This window comes from Alkalibacterium sp. s-m-28 (genome assembly GCF_054658175.1).
On record NZ_BAAGIQ010000418.1, the window covers coordinates 1 to 255 of the forward strand.

Annotated in this window: 1 protein-coding gene; it reads right to left on the bottom strand. The window is 37.6% G+C overall.

Annotation, left to right across the window (positions count from 1 at the left end; all coding sequences use genetic code 11):
- Nucleotides 1-203 (bottom strand): helix-turn-helix domain-containing protein (locus ACYQ4S_RS12825; RefSeq protein ID WP_459771569.1); only part of this gene is annotated, 203 nt, incomplete at its 3' end.
- Nucleotides 204-255: the final 52 nt, after the last annotated feature.

Below are 255 nucleotides of genomic sequence, written 5' to 3' on the forward strand. Positions count from 1 at the left end.
AGACTATCAACCGCTTTCATAAAAGGAAACTCTTCTTTGTACTGAGCGGGCGTATTGTTGAGCATTTGTTTCGTCTCTTTATAGTGGTCGATCTTGTCGCTAAGCATTTGGTTATAAATGAAGCGGGTACAACCAAAACAGTTCGCAAAATAGTTTTTTTGTTCTTCATTTGGGTAGAGCCGATACTTATAAGCTTTCAACATATTCTTCACCTCCTCTTACGCTTTGTTACTTGATTATACTGTGAAAATACCG